Origin of the sequence: Streptomyces cyaneus, from assembly GCF_004028635.1 — a bacterium.
GTDB lineage: Bacteria > Actinomycetota > Actinomycetes > Streptomycetales > Streptomycetaceae > Streptomyces > Streptomyces cyaneus.
In genome coordinates, this window is sequence record NZ_RQJW01000003.1 from 1055626 (window position 1) to 1072368 (window position 16743).

14 protein-coding genes are annotated in these 16743 nt (G+C 71.0%); 6 read left to right on the forward strand and 8 right to left on the reverse strand.

Annotated features, from left to right (window positions below; genetic code table 11):
• Positions 1-195: 195 nt before the first annotated feature.
• Together pdhA and EHO50_RS45615 are read left to right on the forward strand one after the other, a co-directional pair.
• A complete protein-coding gene (gene pdhA, locus EHO50_RS13555; RefSeq protein WP_128430173.1) occupies positions 196-1293 on the forward strand; it encodes a pyruvate dehydrogenase (acetyl-transferring) E1 component subunit alpha in 1098 nt (365 codons plus the stop codon).
• Position 1294: 1 nt separating this feature from the next.
• The gene (locus tag EHO50_RS45615) at positions 1295-3376 is read left to right on the forward strand and encodes a 2-oxo acid dehydrogenase subunit E2 (RefSeq protein WP_128430175.1); all 2082 of its coding nucleotides are present in this window, start codon (positions 1295-1297) and stop codon (positions 3374-3376) included.
• 1 nt (position 3377) lies between these two features.
• Here EHO50_RS45615 and tgmB read toward each other — a convergent pair whose 3' ends face one another.
• Positions 3378-4334: an ATP-grasp ribosomal peptide maturase gene (gene tgmB / locus EHO50_RS13565; protein ID WP_128430178.1), complete on the reverse strand. Its 957-nt coding sequence runs from the start codon at positions 4332-4334 to the stop codon at positions 3378-3380.
• 14 nt (positions 4335-4348) lie between these two features.
• Complete coding sequence (gene tgmA / locus EHO50_RS13570; RefSeq protein ID WP_062705175.1) at positions 4349-4540, reverse strand: putative ATP-grasp-modified RiPP; 192 nt, start codon at positions 4538-4540, stop codon at positions 4349-4351.
• Positions 4541-4767: 227 nt separating this feature from the next.
• Between tgmA and EHO50_RS13575 the strand changes: the two genes are divergently transcribed.
• Entirely contained in the window at positions 4768-6762 is a 1995-nt protein-coding gene (locus tag EHO50_RS13575) for a GDSL-type esterase/lipase family protein (protein WP_128430180.1), read from the forward strand.
• Positions 6763-6780: 18 nt separating this feature from the next.
• On the opposite strand, the gene EHO50_RS13580 is transcribed toward EHO50_RS13575, so the two are convergent.
• The 5 genes from EHO50_RS13580 to EHO50_RS13600 form a co-directional block, all read right to left on the reverse strand.
• Positions 6781-7206: a hypothetical protein gene (locus EHO50_RS13580; protein ID WP_128430182.1), complete on the reverse strand. Its 426-nt coding sequence runs from the start codon at positions 7204-7206 to the stop codon at positions 6781-6783.
• A gap of 55 nt (positions 7207-7261) precedes the next feature.
• Positions 7262-8455, reverse strand: coding sequence for an esterase-like activity of phytase family protein (locus EHO50_RS13585; RefSeq protein WP_246101134.1), 1194 nt, complete (start codon positions 8453-8455; stop codon positions 7262-7264).
• Between the two features lie 53 nt (positions 8456-8508).
• Positions 8509-9987: an MFS transporter gene (locus EHO50_RS13590; protein WP_128430694.1), complete on the reverse strand. Its 1479-nt coding sequence runs from the start codon at positions 9985-9987 to the stop codon at positions 8509-8511.
• A gap of 227 nt (positions 9988-10214) precedes the next feature.
• A complete protein-coding gene (locus EHO50_RS13595; RefSeq protein ID WP_128430184.1) occupies positions 10215-11651 on the reverse strand; it encodes a cytochrome P450 in 1437 nt (478 codons plus the stop codon).
• Between the two features lie 184 nt (positions 11652-11835).
• Positions 11836-12561: an ankyrin repeat domain-containing protein gene (locus EHO50_RS13600; protein ID WP_128430186.1), complete on the reverse strand. Its 726-nt coding sequence runs from the start codon at positions 12559-12561 to the stop codon at positions 11836-11838.
• Positions 12562-12954: 393 nt separating this feature from the next.
• On the opposite strand from EHO50_RS13600, the gene EHO50_RS13605 reads away from it, so the two are divergent.
• From EHO50_RS13605 to EHO50_RS13615, 3 genes are read left to right on the forward strand one after another with little or no spacing between them, the layout of a single operon-like run.
• On the forward strand, positions 12955-14001 hold the full coding sequence (locus tag EHO50_RS13605) for a FecCD family ABC transporter permease (protein WP_128430695.1): 1047 nt from the start codon (positions 12955-12957) through the stop codon (positions 13999-14001).
• A 2-nt stretch (positions 14002-14003) separates the two neighbouring features.
• Positions 14004-14768, forward strand: a complete 765-nt coding sequence (locus EHO50_RS13610) for an ABC transporter ATP-binding protein (RefSeq protein WP_128430188.1) — start codon at positions 14004-14006, stop codon at positions 14766-14768.
• Between the two features lie 8 nt (positions 14769-14776).
• Complete coding sequence (locus tag EHO50_RS13615) at positions 14777-15775, forward strand: ABC transporter substrate-binding protein (RefSeq protein ID WP_128430191.1); 999 nt, start codon at positions 14777-14779, stop codon at positions 15773-15775.
• A gap of 12 nt (positions 15776-15787) precedes the next feature.
• Here the strand turns inward: EHO50_RS13615 and EHO50_RS13620 are convergent, their stop codons facing one another.
• The gene (locus tag EHO50_RS13620; protein ID WP_128430193.1) at positions 15788-16717 is read right to left on the reverse strand and encodes an L-tyrosine/L-tryptophan isonitrile synthase family protein; all 930 of its coding nucleotides are present in this window, start codon (positions 16715-16717) and stop codon (positions 15788-15790) included.
• Positions 16718-16743: the final 26 nt, after the last annotated feature.

Genomic DNA, 16743 nt, shown 5'->3' on the forward strand with positions numbered 1-16743 from the left:
GGCGAATTACCTTTTCACAACGCCGGGTTGACGGATGGGAAGCGCTTACTCATTTCTTACCCGGAACGTCGGACTGTTCAGTTCCGCTTCATCTGCCCTTATCTGCCGGACAGTCGGGAAAGCACATGCCGTGGAGATCATCCGAGGCGCCGCAAGTCGTGAGGAAAGGGTGGCGGAAACATGGGTCATACGCCGATGCATACGACTGCGGGGAAAGGGGTAGAGCTCTCCCCCTGGCTCCCGTCCCAGGTTCCGGTTTCCCTTCTGTCGCCGCATGACAGGGCGGCGAACGGCACGTACGGGGAGCCGTCGCCCGAGTCGCTGCTGACGGCGTATCGAAAGATGGTCCTCGGGCGCCGCTTCGACGAGCAGGCGACCGCGCTCGCCCGGCAGGGCAGGCTCGCGGTGCACCCGTCGAGCCTCGGCCAGGAGGCCTGTCAGGTCGGTGCCGCGCTCGCGCTGCGCGCCGCGGACTGGCTGTTCCCCACCTACCGGGACTGCGTCGCACTTGTCAGCCGAGGGATCGACCCGGTCGAGGCGCTGACGCTGCTGCGCGGCGACGCCCACTGCGGCTACGACCCACTGCGCCACCGCACCGCACCGCAGTGCACCCCGCTCGCCACCCACGCCGCGCACGCCACCGGACTGGCCCACGCCGAGCGCCTCAAGGGCGCCGACACGGTCGCCCTGGCGCTCGTCGGCGACGGCGCCACCAGCGAGGGCGACTTCCACGAGGCGCTCAATCTGGCGGGCGTGCTGCGCGCGCCGGTGGTCTTCCTCGTGCAGAACAACCGGTACGCCATCTCCGTCCCGCTGTCCGCCCAGTGCGCGGCACCGGGCCTGGCCTACAAGGGCGTCGGCTACGGCGTCCGCGCGGAACAGGTGGACGGCAACGACGCCGCGGCCGTCCTCGCCGTGCTGACTACGGCGATCGAGGACGCGCGGGCGGGCGGCGGACCGTGGCTGGTCGAGGCGCACACCTACCGCCTGGGCCCGCACACCAGCGCCGACGACCCCTCCCGCTACCGCCCGGCCGAGGAGGCCGAGCACTGGCGCCGGCGCGACCCGATCACCCGCCTGGAGTCCGCCCTGCGCGAGCGCGGCGTGCTGACCCCCGAGGCCGCCGAGTCCGCGACCGCCGAGGCGGAGGCGTACGCCGCCGACCTGCGCGCACGGTTCGCCGAGGACCCCGACCTCACCCCCCTGGCCCTGTTCGACCACGTCTTTGCCTCGCCACCCCCGCACCTGACCGAACAACGCGCCGCGCTGCGTGCCGAGTTGGAGGGACGCTGACATGACGACGACCGTGGCGATGGCGCAGGCGCTCAACGCCGCCCTGCGGGACGCGCTCGGCGCCGACGAGCGCGTCGTGGTCTTCGGCGAGGACGTCGGCCGCCTCGGCGGTGTCTTCCGGGTCACCGACGGGCTCACCGAGGAGTTCGGCGACCGGCGCTGCTTCGACACCCCCGTCAGCGAGGCCGGCATCACGGGCCTCGCGGTCGGCATGGCGATGGCCGGGTTCCGACCGGTGGTGGAGATGCAGTTCGACGCGTTCGCCTACCCCGCGTTCGAGCAGATCGCCTCCCACATGGCCAAGATGCGCAACCGCACCCGAGGTGCGCTTCCCCTGCCGCTGGTCGTCCGGATCCCGTACGGCGGCGGCATCGGCGGTGTGGAGCACCACAGCGACTCCAGTGAGGCGTACTACGCGCACACGGCCGGTCTGAAGGTGGTGACGCCGGCGACGGCCGCCGACGCCTACTCCCTGCTGCGGGAGGCGATCGACGACCCGGACCCGGTGATCTTCCTGGAGCCCAAGCGCCACTACTGGACCAAGGAGACGCTCCGACTCCCGTCCCGCACCGAGCCGTTCGGCACCGCCGCGATACGCCGGCCTGGGAGCGACGCGACGCTGGTCGCGTACGGCCCCTCTGTCGCCGTCGCCCTGGAGGCGGCCCGGGCGGCCGAGGCCGAGGGCCTCGACGTGGAGGTGCTGGACCTGCGCACCCTCGTCCCGCTGGACGACCGTACGCTCACCGCGTCGGTACGCCGCACCGGCCGCTGTCTCGTCGTGCACGAGGCACAGGGCTTCGCCGGGGTCGGCGCCGAGATCGCGGCCCGGGTGCAGGAGCGGTGCTTCGACGCGCTGGTCGCGCCGGTGCTGCGGGTCACCGGCTTCGACATACCGTATCCGCCCCCGCTGCTGGAGGACGCTCATCTGCCGGGCGCTGGGCGGGTGTTGGAGGCGCTGCGCCGACTGCTGCCGGGCGGTATCGAGCAACGGCCCCGTCAAGTCGCGCTCACTACCTCCGACTCGACCGGCCGGACCTTCCATCTGCCCGATCTGGGCGAGGGGTTGGCGGACGCCGAAATGCTGGAGTGGATGGTCGCGGTGGGCGACGCGGTCCGGCAGGACCAGGTCGTGGCCGAGGTGGAGACGGCCAAGTCGGTGGTGACGCTGCCGAGTCCGTACGCGGGGACGGTGACGGCCCTGCACTGCGGGGCGGGCGAGGTGGTGCGGGTGGGGGATCCGTTGCTGACGGTGACTCACCCCGCGTCGGAGGAACCCGGTTCAGGGGCCGTCCTCACCGGCTACGGGACGAACGGGGCGCGGTGGTCCGCACCGGCATCCACCGCCACGGCCAGGACCCCCGCCAGGGCCACGGCCACGGGCACCGCGGACACGCCGATCCGCCCGTCGGGCACGGACACCCGCACGCAGCTCGACGCCACTGCCGACAAATACCTCCGCAGTCACCGCGACACGCCCGCCGTCACCATCTGGGCGGACGCCGACGCCACGAACCTCCTCGCCGCCCGGGCCACCCACAGCACAGGCCTGCTGCCGCTGCTCGCGCAGGCGTGTCTGGCCGGGCTCGCCGCCTTCCCCGACCTCAACGCCCGTGTCGACACCGGCCGCGGGGAGATCGTCCGCCTTCCCGACGTGCACCTCGGCTTCGCCGCGCAGACCACCCACGGCCTGGTCGTCCCCGTGGTCCGGAACGCGCACCGGCTCACCCTGGACGACCTCGCGGCCGAACTGCGCCGCCTGACCGGCCTCGCCCGCGAGGACGCCCTCCCCCTGGAACACCGGACCGGCGGCACCTTCACCCTGAACAACTACGGCCCCCTCGCAGTCGACGGCGCCACACCGATCCTCAACCACCCCCAGTCCGCGATGCTCGGCGTCGGCCGCATCACGGACCGCCCCTGGGCGGTGGACGGCGGCGTGGAGGTGCGCAAGGTCGTCACCATCTCGCTCACCTTCGACCACCGGGTGTGCGACGGGGGCACCGCGGCCGCATTCCTGCGCCATGTCACCGACCGCGTCGTCACCGACCGCCTCATCACCGGCCCGGCGGCTGACGGCGGCTGACTCACCGGCGGCTCTCAGGAGGGCGCCGGTCCGCCCTGCGCTGCGCCAGCCACAGGGCGACCTCCTCCGAGATCGGCTGCCCGGTCTCCAGTTCGACGAAGCCGAACTGGCCGCCCTGGTTGCACTCCAGGAACCACCAGATGCCGTCCTCGTCCTCGGCGAAGTCGAAGGCGGCGTACGCCAGTCCGGCGAGGGTGACGTACTCGTGCACCGACTTGCCGATGCGTTCGGGAACCGGGACCGGCTCCCAGGCGTGCCCGGTGTCGCCGTAGCGTCCGTCGACCTGGCCGGGTTCGGCGGTCTTGCGCGCGGCGAACAGCCGGGTGCCGACGCAGGTAAGCCGGATGTCGGCCCGCTTGGGCACGTACCGCTGCAGCAGCGCGGGCCCGGCCGCGACCGCGGCGAAGTCCGTGTCACGGCCGACGAGGGCGGTGGGCAGGGCCAGTCCGGGATCTCCGGGCGGCGGCCCCGAGGCGGACTTCACCACCACGTCCCGGTACTCCTCGGCGAACTCCCGCGCCAGCCGGGGTGACGTGGTGAAGACCGTCGGCGGTACGGCGAAGCCGCTGAGGTGGGCGACCCTCAACTGCCAGGGTTTCAGCCGGGCCTGGTCGGCGTTGCGCGGATGGTTCATCCACCGTGCGGCGGCGGAGTGGAGCATCCCGTACAGCGCCTGTCGGGTCTCGGCGGTCAGCCACGGTGAGGGGTCGGCCGCATGCGCGGCCGGTTCGCCGGGCCTGCGCACCCAGACCGAGCGCAGGCCTCCCATGCTGAGCACATGTCCGTTGACGGACAGGTGCCCGTCGAAGTCGCCGTGGGCGTAGTCGGCGGACAGCACGGCCTTGCCCGGCAGGTCGGCGGGGTCCAGTCGCAGCACGGGCGTCCCCGTCCCGTGCAGCCTGGCCACCACCATGTCGGCGGTCACGTCCTCTTCGGACGTCAGGATCAGTACGGTCATTCGCGCGCGGATCGTCAGTCGTCGAAGTGGGTCGCGGATCCGGCGGTCGACGTCGTCGTGCCGACCGCGAGCAGGAGGTCCGGGTCACTGACGGCGGGGCGACCGTCGGGCAGCACGTTCAGTTGGCGGGCCGGGTCGAAGTGATAGGGCGTCACCGCGTTCGGAAGCCCCCTGGGAAAGGCGTAGTTGAGGGTGAACGGTCGCATGGTGGTACCTCCGATGCACGATGCAGTGCGCATGATTTACCGTCACTTACGCACTACATCCGTAAGGAATTCATCACTTTCCGCCACATAGGAGTGAAGGTCGTCACACCCTTCACAGGATTTCCTGAGTCATCACAGGGGTCCTTGACGCTGAACCGTTTCATTGCTTCTCTCGAAACACAGTTCTTCATGGGAGCGCTCCCAACCCCCACGTGAAAGGGATCCCCGTGCAGACACCCCCTCACCCCAGACGCATCCTTTCGGCCCTCCTCACCGCGGCACTCGTCGCCTGCCTTCTGTCGCTGTCCTGGGCGGGCGGCTCTCCGGCGCGGGCGGCGGCGGGCGACGGCTCGGTGTCCGACCCCAACATCGTCTACGTGGGCCGCTGGGACACGAGTTCGGGCACCGCCGCCGTGCCCCACTGGTCCGGCGCGTACCTCCAGACGGCTTTCACCGGCACCACGGTGAAGGTCAGGGCGCGGGACGCGGTCAACTTCTACGCGAGCGTCGACGGCGGACCCGACGTCTTCCACGCGGCCGTGCGCGGGACGGTGAACCTCACTCCCCAACCCCTGTCCTCCGGCACCCACACCCTGCGGATCTCCTACCGCTCCGGCGACACCGTCTTCCAGGGCCTGGTGCTGGACCCCGGCGCGCACACGGTCGCTCCGGCCATGCCGTCAGGGCTGGTCGAGTTCGTCGGGGACTCCATCACCGCCGGCGCCCTCACCGACCGGCTGGCGCTCGACTCGTACGCCTGGAAGACCGGCGAGCGGCTGGGGATGCGGCACACCCGGATCGCCCGCGCGGGCTACTGCCTGGTCGCCCAGTCCGGTTGTACGGGCCTGAGCAGCCAGTACTTCAGGACCGGCAGCACCGGCGAGCAGAACTGGGACTTCTCCCGGTACGGGGCGAGCGCGGTCGTCGTCAACCTGGGCACCAACGACATCGGCCACGGCGTGTCCGGCTCCGCCTTCCAGGCGGCGTACACCAAGTTCCTGAGCGACCTGCGCGCGAAGTACCCCGCTGCGCACCTCTTCGCCGTGCAGACCCTCAAGAAGCGCTATGTGACGGAGACCAGGGCCGCCGTGAGCGCCCGCAACGGCTCCGGTGACGCCAAGGTGCACTACGTCGACACCACGGGCTGGCTCACCGACGGCACCGACTACGAGGACGGCAACGGCCATCCCAACGAGGCGGGGCACACCAGGTTCGCAGCGCGCCTTGGGCCCGTCATCGCCGCCCGGCTGGGCAGTGCCACCGGTGTGTCCACCCGGGCGGCCGCTCCCGGCCAGCCCGGCGACCCCAACATCAAGTTCGTCGGCCGTTGGGACACCCGGAGTTCCAGCACCCTCTACACCCCGTACTGGGCCGGCGCGTACTACCGGGTCGGGTTCACCGGCCGGACGGTCAAGCTCAAGCAGCGCAACACCATCGACTTCTGGGCGCGCATCGACAACGGGCCGGTGAAGTTCTACGACGACGTCAAGGGCACCGTGGACCTGACGCCGACGGCGCTGGCCTCCGGCAACCACACCCTCCAGGTCAACTACCAGGTGGTCGCCGGGTCGTACCGCGGCGACGCCGTGTTCCAGGGGCTGGTCCTCGACAGTGGGGCGACCACTTTCGCGCCGTCGGCTCCGGCCCAGGTGATCGAGTTCGTCGGCGACTCGATCACGGTGGGCACCACCACCTCGCAGAACGCCCGTACCGCGTACGGCTGGCTGATCGGCGAACGGCTCGGGGTGGAGCACACCCAGATCGCCCAGGGCGGCGCCTGTCTGGTCGCCACGGCGGACGGATGCGTCGGCCTGGAGCAGCAGTTCACCAGGCTCAATCCCAACTCCCCCACGCCCGACTGGGACTTCACCCGCTACCAGGCGGACGCCGTCGTCATCAACCTCGGCACCAACGACGTGGGCCATGGCGTCAGCTCGACGCAGTTCCAGTCGGCGTACGGCAGTCTGCTGCGCAAGGTCCGCGCCGCCTACCCACGGGCCTGGATCTTCGCGCTGGAGACCTTCCGCGGCCGCTACGTCCCGCAGACCGAAGCGGCCGTCAAGGCGGCCGTCGACGGCGGCGACAGCAGGGTCTCCTTCGTCGACACGACGGGCTGGCTGGGCTCCGGCGATCTGACGGACTCCGTCCACCCGAACGACCAGGGCCACCGCGTCATCGCCGACCGTCTGGCACCGATCATCGCGGCGCGAATCGGCGGCTGACCGCGCCGGTCTTCCCTGTCAGGCGCCCGAGCGCAGCTCGCGGAGCAAGCGCGGTGCCGCCTCGGTCAGTTGATCCACCTGGCTTTCGATCACCCGGAGGCACTCGTCGAGGGAGCCGACGAACGTCTCCGGGATCTCGAAGGGATAGCGGTACCCGCCGTTCTCCTCGTCCTCCGGGGCATCCACCGCGATGTCCGCCTCGACGGAGAAGGCCTCGGGTGACATGCGGACGGTCAGGCCGCACGACATGGCGCGGCCGTCCGGGAGATCTAGGGTCACACCGAGGACCTGCATGCCGGGCGTCGCGCCGAACAGGGCGGACTCCCTCCAGCTGATGGCCGGTTGGTGCTCCAGGAACAGTTCGTACGCCATGGCCCTGAGCCGCCCGGCGGCACTCCACAGGGCGATGGGCAGGCGCTGGGCGTCCCGGTCGGCTGCGTCCACGCGCCGATCATAGGACCTGTCGTTCTCGGTGTGACCCGGGCAATGCTTCCGGCTGTCAGCGCAACGTCCGCTTGTCCGCGTGGAGCGCGGCGGTGAGCCGGATGGTGATGAACTCGTTGTTGTCCGCCTTGCCCGGCATACGGCCGGAGGAGAACGGGAAGTTGTTGTCGTTCAGGACGGCCAGGGTCCGGTCGTCGACGAGGTTCACGTCCTCGATGGTCTGGAACGGGAAGCGGAAGGTCTCCCCGGAGCCTCCGAGCCCCTTGGGGTCGGCGATGTCCAGCAGGTCGGCGACCAGGGTCTTGTCCATCAGTCCGTCGCCGTCGCGGTCACGGGTGTCGGCCAGGTAGATCCGCTTGAACTTGGCGGTGTCGCCCTGTCCCCCGTCGCGCTCGATGACGAGGAAGCGGTGCCGGTCGACGGCGGTGGCGTCGCCGATGGCGTTCGAGGTCGACTCCAGACGGTAGACGAAGCGCTTCCCGGTGTAGGTGCGCTTGCGCAGGTCGAACTCGCTGAACCGCAGATCGCCGGGGGTGTCGCCGTTCACCGTGCCTTCGAGGAGCGGGTAGAGGTGGCGGCCGTCCACGGAGCGGACGAGGCCCTCGAAGCCCTTGCTGCCGGCGATGTTCGGCTGGGCGCCGTTCAGGTACGGGTTCTCCGGCGCCTTCACCCCGTCGAGCGCGATGGGGGCCTCGAGGAGGCGGCCGTGCGCGGAGAAGTGCAGCAGCCAGGGGCCGAACTCGTCACCCAGCCAGTACGTCCCGTCCGGCATCCGCACGATGGACTCGACGTCGAAGTCGGCGCCGGTGAGCACACGGTCGGCCCGGGTGAGCGGGAAGGGCACATGGCGGTCGGGGTCGCTCAGGTTGAATCCGCCCAGCACGGTGACCTTGCCGGTCCGCGTGTCCGGCTTGACGCGGTGGACGCGGAGCAGGAAGTCGGCGCTGTTGGCCTTGGTGCCGTAGCCGTTGTCCGACAGCACGTCGAAGGTGCCGTCGCGCCGGTTCACGACACCGCTGAAACCCTGCACGGGCTGGTGGGCGAAGGGCGCCGCGATCCCGTTGAAGGGGCCCGCCCCGATGGCCGAGCCGGACGGCTCGCTGTCCGGCACGAACGTCTCGGCCTGCAGCGAGGCGAAGCCGGTCAGCGTGGCCCGGCCGAAGTCCTGTGCGCCCCGGTCGGCCACCGCGGGGGACGCGAGTGAGACGGTCAGCACCGCCGCGCTGACCATGATCGAAATTCTTCTCATGGCGCGCACAGTAGGAGCGGCGGGTGACGGACGCGCCAACGACAGGCGTCATCTCAGGGCGTCGGCATTCCTCCGCCCTGAAGCCGTTCCAGGTCGGAGGGGCGGACCTGGATGACGAGGAGGGCGATCACCGCGGCGATCGCGGTGAAGATCGCGGCCGTGATGAAGGCGGCCGAGACTCCCGCGGTGAGGATCTCGTCGGCATAGGGCGCCGGGAGCTGCCCCGTGCGCTCGAAGCGCAGCCGCTCCACGGGCGTCGCCTGGGACATGAATGCGGGGATCTGTTTGTCGGCCTCGTTGTTGCTGGCCGTACCGAACACCGTGACCAGGATGGACAGCCCGAGGGAACCGCCGACCTGCTGCGTGGCATTGAGCAGTCCTGAGGCGGCTCCCGTCTCCCGCGTGGCCACGTTGGACAGCGCCATCAGGGTCAGGGACACGAACTCCATGCCCATACCGAGGCTGAAGACGAGGATCGGGCCGAGGATGCTGCCGGCGTAGGTGGAGTGGACGTCGGTCAGGGTCAGCCAGGCGAGGCCGGCGGCGGCCAGGATCGCGCCGGTCACCATGAAGGGCTTGGGTCCGTACTTCGGCAGGAGTTGGGAGGCGAGCCCGGCGCCCACCGCGATGACGGCGCTCACCGGGAGGAAGGCCAGTCCGGCCTGGAGCGGGCTGAAGTCCAGCACGTTCTGGACGAAGAGGGTGAGGAAGAAGAACATGCCGAAGATCGCGGCGGCGAGGCTCAGCATCATGCCGTAGGTGCCCGCCCGGTTGCGGTCCGCGAACATGTGCAGGGGCGTGATCGGCTGCCGGGAGCGCCGTTCGATCAGGATGAACCCCAGCAGTATGACGACGGCCGCCCCGAACGCGGCCAGGGTGAGCGGATCTCGCCAGCCGTCCTGCGCGGCCCGGATGAACCCGTACACCAGCAGCACCATGCCGATGGTGGAGGCCAGCGCGCCCGCCAGATCGAAGTGCCCGGGATGGCGTTCGGACTCCCGGATCCAGCGCGGGGTGGCGAGCGCGATGAGCAGCCCGATGGGCACGTTGACGAACAGCACCCAGCGCCAGTTCAGCCACTCGACCAGGATTCCGCCCGCCAGCAGCCCGATCGCGCCGCCGCCCGCCGAGACCGCGGCGAAGACGCCGAACGCCCTGTTGCGTTCGGGCCCTTCGCGGAAGGTCGTACTGATCAGGGCGAGCGAGGTCGGGGAGGCGATGGCGCCGCCGACACCCTGGAGGGCACGCGCGGCGAGGAGTTGCCACTCGTTCTGGGACATGCCGCCGAGCAACGAGGCGAGTACGAAGAGCAGCACACCGAAGATGAAGACGCGCCGTCTGCCGAGGATGTCGCCCATCCTGCCGCCGAGCAGCAGCAGTCCGCCGAAGGTGAGCGTGTAGGCGTTGATCACCCAGGACAGGCTCGTCGTGGAGAAGTCGAGCGAGCGCTGGATGTCCGGCAGGGCGATGTTCACGATGGTGATGTCGAGCACCACCATCAGCTGACAGGACGCGATGACCAGCAGCGCCATACCGCTGCCACGGCCGTCGCCCCGCTCCGTCTCCTGCGGGGTGGTCCGTGCTTCGGGTGTCGGCTCGGGGTTGCTCATGGCATCACGCCGTGGCGGAGATTCGGTGGCTGGTTCCCGCCACCATTCGACCGTACGCCGCTGCGGGACGGGCCTCCAGTCGATCACGGAGTCGGCCATGGCGCCCCTGGTGGGGCCCTGTCGGGCCCCAGGTCAGCGGCTGGCTCGGATCAGCGACCGGCGCGGATCAGGCCCGTGAGATAGCGCCACAGCGACGAGCGCTGCCGGGCGGACTGGTCCGGCAGCACCGGCTCCGCCGTCTCCGGCTCCGACTCCGGCGCTGATCCCAGCTCCGGTCCCGACGTCCGCGCGGACGCCGAGGGGCGCTCGGGCACGGAGGCGAGTTCGTACCGTACGGGCAGTGAGCGCAGGCCGCGCATGAACGGCGAGGAGCGCCACGGCAGTTGGTCGGCCGGGAGCGCGAGGTCCAGATGGGAGAACCGCTCGAAGAGCCGGCCCACGCCGACCGCCGCGACCGTGGACGCGAGCTCGCGTGCCGGGCACTGGCGGCGGCCCGCGCCCCAGGACAGATGGGCCCGGGTGCTGATGGTGCTGCTCGATGCCACGTGGTCGGCGAAGAGCGGGTCGGCGTGCGCGGCGGCGGAGGACACCCACACCGGGTCGCCCGCGCGGATCGTGTAGTTGCCGAGCTCGGTGTCCTCGGCGGCGAAGCGCGGTACGAAGTTCACCAGCGGCGGCTTGCGCATGACCACCCGGTTCATGGTCTCCCTGATCATCCCGGCGGACAGGCTGGCGCGCACACCGCTGTCACCGGAGATGACCTCGACGACGGTGTTGGACATGAGGATGCCGACGTGGTCGGAGGTCATGCCGAGCAGCATGAACAGCTCACGGGCCAGCTCGTCCAGCGAGAGATCGGGGTGCGCGGCCAGCAGGTAGGAGGGGAAGTCGTCCCCCGGCTCCTTCAGCTTCACGGCCGCCAGTTCCGCCAGCGTCGCCAGCAGCCGCTCCAGGGCGGGCTCCGCGTCCGGGCCCGCGTCCAGGACCCGCCACATGTCCATCAGCGCGTCGTCGCCCTGGGAACCGGGGAAGCCGAGCAGATGACTGGCCACCATCAGCGGCAGCGGCCGGGAGAACTGCGCGGACAGGTCCGCCACGCCAGTGCCGCCGCCCTGCCCCACCAAGGTGATCAGTTCGTCGGCGTAGGCGGTGACGGCCGCCTTCAGCCGCTTCGCCTGGGGGTGGCCGGGATCCTGGAACGGTTTGAGCGCCGCGTCCCACGCCGTCCGCAGCGTCCCGTATCCGGGACCGCCCTGGATCAGTACGTGGTTGACCTCCAGGGACGGCCCGAGCGGCCAGTCGGCGGGTACTTCGCCCGCCGAGCGGGCCCGCCAGTTCTCCAGCCCCTTGGGCCAGCCGTCGTCGTCCTGGAGGACTTGCAGCGCCTCCCGGTAGCCGAGGACCAGCCAGGCGGGCACACCCAGCAGGTCGACCGGTGCGACGGGCCCGTGTTCCTGCCTCAGCCGCTCGTACACGAGCGAGGGACGCGTCTCGTAGTCGCGGGTCAGCAGCGGTTCGGGAACCATCTCCTCCAACCGGGTGCCGTCCGCGTCCACGGAACCGCTCTCACCCCACTGGGATTCCATCTGTCTGCCGCCCCTCCGACACTCCCCGCACCGGCGTACTACCAGTCAGTAGCCGACAACGCCGGTGACCCTACCCCAGGGGGCACTTGCGGTGAACGAGGGGTTCGGCGGCTGTCAGTCGGGGGTCCCCCCTCCGTCGGCCACACCGCACGTCGGCCGAGGCCGTCCGCCGCCCCACCCGACGTCAGGCCAACTGCTCGGCGGACTTGGCTCCCTGCTCACGCAGCCACGCGACCAGCGTGGGGTGGCCCGAGCGGTGGGCGGCATCGAGCGGGGTCAGCCGGTCGTAGCCGACCCAGTTCACGTCACCGCCCCGTCGCAGCAGGTAACCGGCCGTTTGGCGTTGCCCGCCGTGGCAGGCGCACCACAGCGCGGCGGTGATGTCCTCCTCGGTGGGCGGGTCGGACTCGGACGTGCAGCAGGCGGCGACCCGGTCGGCCTCGCCGAGGGCGGCGGCCTGCCACAGGGTGGTGCGAGCACCGCGCTCCAGCAGCCGCCGCGCGCTCTGCCACTGCCCGAAGGCCACCGCGTCCGCCAGCGGCGTGCCGTTGCCGATGACCGCACCGTCTGCCTCGATGTCCGCGCCCAGGTCGAGCAGGGCGTCCAGGAGGGGCACGTCGTCGTTGCTGGCCGCCCAGTGCAGCGGGGTCTCGCGGTGCGCGCCGGTGAACCGGGCGTTCACGTCCGCGCCGGCGGCGACCAGCACGGTCACCGTCCGGGGGCCGTTGGGCAAGTGGCCGGGCCAGTCGGTGGCGAGATGCAGCAGAGTCCGCGTGGTCTTCATGTTGCCCACCCGGGCCGTTGCCAGCCCCGGATATGCGATGAGCAGATCCTGCAACGCGCCCACGTCGCCGGTCCGGATCGCCTCGACGACGGCACGGGCCAGCGGAGCGGTCGTATCGATGAGCATCGGGCACCTCCCAGGTCCCCACCTGGATAACACGGCCCACTGACAACGCCCCCTCCCCCCAGGACGCGGCGCCCCTGTCCCGCCGCCCCCGAAGTCCCTTCTGTTACGCTCCCCGGGCCTCCCGCGGGGGAAGTCCGGTGAGAGTCCGGCGCTGACCCGCAACGGTGTGCGCGGGGACCATGTGGTCCGTCGTGCGAGCCCGATCGCCCGTGGTGGGTGCGACCCGTTGACTGCTCGCCGAGGACTGCGAGAGGGGACCGCGCGGCCGGCACGGTCGTACGGGCTGTCTCCCTGATCGATGTTCACAGGCGGCCCCAGGCGAAGGACCGCCCGCCCGTGCACCGAAGTCCGACCCGGATATCGAGACCGACACCGAAATCCGGTACATCCCGACTGCCCGGCGCGTCACGCGTACCCGTGCCGTCGCTCGTCCTCGGGTTGGGGATCCTGCTGCTCGTCTCACTCGTGTGCGGCGTCGGGCTCGGAGCCGCCGGGATCGGGTGGGGAGATGTCCTCCGGCTGCTCTGGGCCGGGGTGACCGGCGGGACGATCGACGCTCGGGACGTCGCCGCGTACGCCATCGTCTGGGAGATCCGGCTGCCGCGCGTCGTGCTCGGTGCCGTGGTCGGGGCCGGGCTCGCGGCGGTCGGGGTGGCCGTGCAGGCGATGGTGCGCAACGCGCTCGCCGATCCGTTCGTGCTCGGCATCTCCTCGGGCGCCGCGGTGGGCGCCAACGCCGTGATCCTGCTGGGGGCGTTCGCGGGGCTGGGGGTCTGGGCGCTGTCCCTGTCCGCCTTCGGGTCGGCGCTCGCGGCGACGGCGCTCGTGTATGCCGTGGCGCGGTCTGCGCACGGGCTCACCCCGCTGCGGCTGATCCTGACCGGGACGGCACTGGCGTACGGCTTCGAGGCCGTCACCACCGTCATGGTGTTCGGCGCGGCCCGGGGTGAGGCGGCCCGGTCGGCGATGATGTGGCTGCTGGGGAGTCTGGGCGGGGGGACCTGGGCCCAAGTGCCGCTCGCCGCGGTGACCGTGGCCGCCGGGTGGGTGTGGCTGCGGTGGCGGGCCGAGGCGCTGAACGCCCTCGCGATGGGGGACGAGACGTCCGCCGCGCTCGGCGTCCAACCGGCGCGGTTGCGCAGGGAGTTGTTCGTCGTCACGGCCGCCGTGACCGGGACGGTGGTCGCGGTCAGCGGGGCCATCGGGTTCGTCGGGCTGATGGTGCCGCATGTCGTACGGATGCTGGTCGGCGCCGATCACCGGCGAGTGCTGGCCGTGGCGCCGCTCGCCGGGGCGGTGCTGCTGGTGTGGGCGGACCTGCTCTCCCGGCTCCTCCTCGCGCCCGCCGAACTGCCCGTCGGGGTGATCACCGCTGTCGTCGGGGTTCCGGCGTTCCTGCTGCTGATGCGGCGCGGCGGCTATGCGTTCGGAGGTCGGTGAGCATGCGGCTGGACATCGAGGGCGTCACGGTCGAGGTCGCCGGGGCGCGGCTGGTGGACGACATTCAACTCACTGTGGGCAGTGGGGCGTTCGTGGGGCTCGTCGGCCCGAACGGCAGCGGCAAGTCGACGCTGCTGCGGTGCGTGTACCGGGCGCTGCGTCCGTCCGGGGGCGTGGTGCGGCTCGACGGGGACGACGTGCACGCCATGGCGCCGCAGGCCACGGCGCGGGTGCTGGCCGCGCTGCCGCAGGAGTCGTCGGCCGAGTTCGACTTCACGGTCGCGGAGGTCGTGGCCATGGGGCGGCTGCCGCACCGGGACCGCACGGCCGCGTCCGACCGGGAGATCTGCACCGCGGCCATGGACCGCACCGGCGTCGCCCACCTCGCCGACCGCGGGTTCCTCGCCCTGTCCGGCGGCGAGAAGCAGCGCGTTCTCATCGCCCGCGCACTCGCCCAGCAACCGCGGGTCCTCGTCCTGGACGAACCCACCAACCACCTCGACATCGCCCACCAGTTGGACGTGCTGTCCCTGGTGCGGGGCAGCGGCCTGACCGTGCTGGCCGCCCTGCACGACCTCAACCTGGCCGCCGCGCACTGCGACGTCCTGTACGTCATCGCCGAGGGCCGGGTCGTCGCCTCGGGGCCGCCGCACGACGTCCTGCAACCAGCCCTGCTCGCCGACGTCTTCGGCGTCCGTGCGCATCCCGTGCGGCATCCGGAGACCGGCGCGACCCAGCTCCTGTTCGACCTGCTGCCCGCGAAGTAAGGACCCCCATGCGCAAGTTGCTCGTCGCCGCCCTCTGCGTCGCCGTCACCGCCACCGGTTGCGGTGCGAGTGTCGAGCCGGCCACGGACGCGAAGTCCGCCGCCGTCACCCTCACCAACTGCGGCCGCAAGGTCACCTTCGACAAGGTCCCCGAGCGCGTGGTCACCAACGACGTCGGCATCACCGAGCTGATGTTCGCCCTCGGCCTGGAGGACCGTATGGCCGGGTTCGCCATGCCCGACGACAAGGGCGATCTGACCGGCGTGCCGTGGAAGGACGGCTACGACAGGGTGAAGTGGCTGTCCAAGGACCAACTCACCAAGGAAAACGTCCTCGACGCCCGCGCCGACCTCGTCTTCGCCGGCTGGAACTACGGCTTCCGCGAGGACAGCGGCTTCACCCCCGACGCCCTGAAAAAGCTCGGCATCCCCTCGTACGTCCTCACCGAGTCCTGCCACAACGGCCGCACCGAGACCTCGCGCGGCATCATGCCGCCCCTGGACGCCCTGTACGCCGACCTCACCAACCTCGGGAAGCTGTTCGGCGTCGAGAAGCGGGCCGCCGCGCTGATCGCCGACTTCAAGAAGCAGGTCGCGGAGGTACGGGCACAGGCCCCCGAGGCGGCCGACCGGCCGAAGGTGTTCCTGTACGACAGCGGGCAGGACCAGCCCTTCACCTCCGGCCGCTACGCCGCCCCCGAGCAGATCATCAGCGAGGCGGGCGGGACCAACGTCATGCACGACGTGCAGGACTCCTGGACCACCGTGGGCTGGGAGAGCGTCGTACAGCGCGACCCCGACGTCATCGTGATCTGCGACTACGGGGACGTGAGCGCCGAGCAGAAGAAGAAGTTCCTCCTCTCCTATGCGCCCCTGCGCAACGTCTCCGCCGTCAAGCACAAGCGGATCTTCGTCCTCGACTACGTCGACCTGGTCGAGAGCCCCCGCAACCCGTCGGCCGTCGCCCGACTCGGCACCTATCTGCGGACGGTGACCGAGGAGCGGTGATCGCGGGGGACGTCACCGCTCGAAGTGGCTCGGTCTGCCGTCGCGATGGACCAGGCGGCCGAGGCGTTGCGCCCTGGCGCGGGGCATGAGGCTCCAACTGCCGTCGGGCTCGCGCAGGGCGGCGGAGTGCCAGGGCGTGGTCCAGGCGTCGGGGGCGTCGAGAAGGCGGATGCCGAACTTGGCGGCGCCGACCGGCTGGGGGTGGATCGACAAACGTACGGCGTGCGGGTGGTGGTCGGCGATCAGATCGCCCCAGGCGCGGCTGCGCTGGATCACGCCGTACGCCCGCCTGCGGCACTCGCGTTGGAGGGCCGAGCGGGTGCCGGTGAAGTCGGCGGCGTCCTCGACGAGGAAGCGGGTGATGCCCCGGTACAGCGCGAGGGTGGCGGCGTCGGTGCGGACCTCGGTGCGCAGGGCCTCCAGGGTGGGGGCGTAGCGGTCGTGGACGTGGGCGCGTTTGGCGTCCTGGGGGAGGTCGCCGAGGACGTCGCGCAGGTCGAAGACGGAGAGGTGGCGTAGGTCCGACTGCCTTATGAGCGCGCGCAGTTCGTCGGAGTAGGCGTCGACGTCGTGGTCGGGGACGCCGATCAGGTCGCCGAAGACATGGCCGTCCGAGCAGATGACGACGCGGGCGCCGGGCGAGTGGATCCGCTCGATCTGCGCGCAGAGTGCGTCGAGGAAGGTGAGGGAGAGGCGTTCGCCCATGTCGGGGAGGTGGCCCAGGGTCTTGGCCGGGTTGGGGGACTTGCAGGGGAATCCGGGCAGGGTGAAGACGATGGGGGCGCCCTTGCGGACGAAGTCCGTGATCCGGTGCAGTTGATGCGGGAACGCCTCCGCCGAGGCGCGGGCCTGGTCGGTCGTGCGGTGGTGCGGCAGGAGCAGGTCGAGGATCTCCACGCCGGTGGTCTTGGGGAGCGTGTCCGGTGCGGTGGTCAGCAGCATGTCGTTCCTCCAGGGGGCGTGCGGGC